At 68.3% G+C, this 1,437-nt stretch carries 1 protein-coding gene; it reads left to right on the forward strand.

The features are described from left to right. The first annotated feature begins 123 nt into the window (after positions 1-123). Entirely contained in the window at positions 124-1,431 is a 1,308-nt protein-coding gene (locus FN821_RS14045; RefSeq protein ID WP_131173180.1) for an ISL3 family transposase, read from the forward strand. Positions 1,432-1,437: the final 6 nt, after the last annotated feature.

Raw genomic sequence — 1,437 nt, forward strand, 5'->3', positions numbered from 1 at the left:
GGCTCTTCACAGACGAGGGTGTAGTCGGGGGCCCGGGTTGTGACCGGCGTGTCGGTGGCGGGACGGGGGTCGAGGTCTTCCGAGGATGGAGGTTCCTACGCCAGCCACCCGAAAGACCTCGACATGTCGCACGGTACCTTCGTTCGTCCTGACCTGACCACGTTCACCCGCCTCGACGAGCTCGGTCTTCAGGTGACTGGTCAGCACCTCGAGCCGGAGCGGGCGGTACTGGCGTGCCGGGTCGCCGGTGACGATGGCTGGTGCAGTCGGTGTGGCTGCGAGGGCGTGCCGCGGGGAACGGTCCAGCGGCGGCTCGCCCATGAGCCGTTCGGGTGGCGGCCCACCACGCTGCTGGTGACGGTCCGCCGCTACCGTTGTACCGGGTGCGGGTATGTGTGGCGGCAAGACACCAGCCAGGCGGCCCGGCCGCGGGCGAAGCTATCGACAGCGGCGTTGCGGTGGGCGCTGGTCGCCCTCGTCGTGCAGCACCTCACGATCGCCAGGATCGCCGAGGCCTTGGCCGTGTCGTGGAACACCGCCAACGACGCCGTGCTGGCCGAAGGCAAGCGGCTGCTGATTGATGATCCGACCAGGCTTGATGGTGTCACCGTGATCGGTGTCGATGAGCACGTGTGGCGCCACACCCGCAAGGGCGGCAAGTACGTGACCGTCATCATCGACCTGACCCCGATCCGGACGGGCGCGGGCCCGGCCCGGCTGCTCGACATGATCGAGGGGCGCTCCAAGCAGGTGTTCAAGACGTGGCTGGGCGAGCGCCCCCAGGCTTGGCGTGACGGGATCGAGGTGGTCGCGATGGACGGCTTCACCGGCTTCAAAACAGCGGCTGCTGAGGAGCTCCCCGCGGCGACCGCGGTGATGGACCCGTTCCACGTTGCTCGGCTCGCCGGTGACGCCCTCGACCAATGCCGGCGCCGAGTCCAGCAAGACCTGCACGGCCACCGCGGCCGCGGCACCGACCCGCTCTACCTAGCCCGCCGGGTGCTGCACACGGGCGCCGATCTGATCAGCGTGAAGCAACTCGCCCGACTCGACGCCTTGTTCGCCGACGACACCCATGTCGAAGTCCAGGCCACCTGGGCGATCTACCAAGACCTCATCGCCGCCTACCGGGCACCCGACCCGGCCACCGGCCGAGCCCGGATGGAACGCCTCATCACCACCATCAGCGGGGGTGTCCCCACCGCCCTGGCCGAGGTCGCGAAGCTCGGTCGCACCCTGAAGCAACGAGCCGGAGACATCCTCGCGTTCTTCGACCGACCCGGCAGCTCCAACGGACCCACCGAGGCATTGAACGGACGCCTCGAACACCTCCGAGGCTCCGCCCTCGGCTTCCGGAACCTCACCCACTACATCGCCAGATCACTACTCGAAACCGGCGGCTTCAGACCCCACCTACACCCTGGATTGTGAAGAGCC

It is taken from the genome of Propioniciclava tarda (assembly GCF_900182665.1).
GTDB classification, from domain to species: domain Bacteria; phylum Actinomycetota; class Actinomycetes; order Propionibacteriales; family Propionibacteriaceae; genus Propioniciclava; species Propioniciclava tarda.

Excerpts from the sequence above, each read along its gene's own strand:
- FN821_RS14045 (WP_131173180.1), top strand. The coding sequence starts at position 124 with ATGTCGCACGGTACCTTCGTTCGTCCTGACCTGACCACGTTCACCCGC.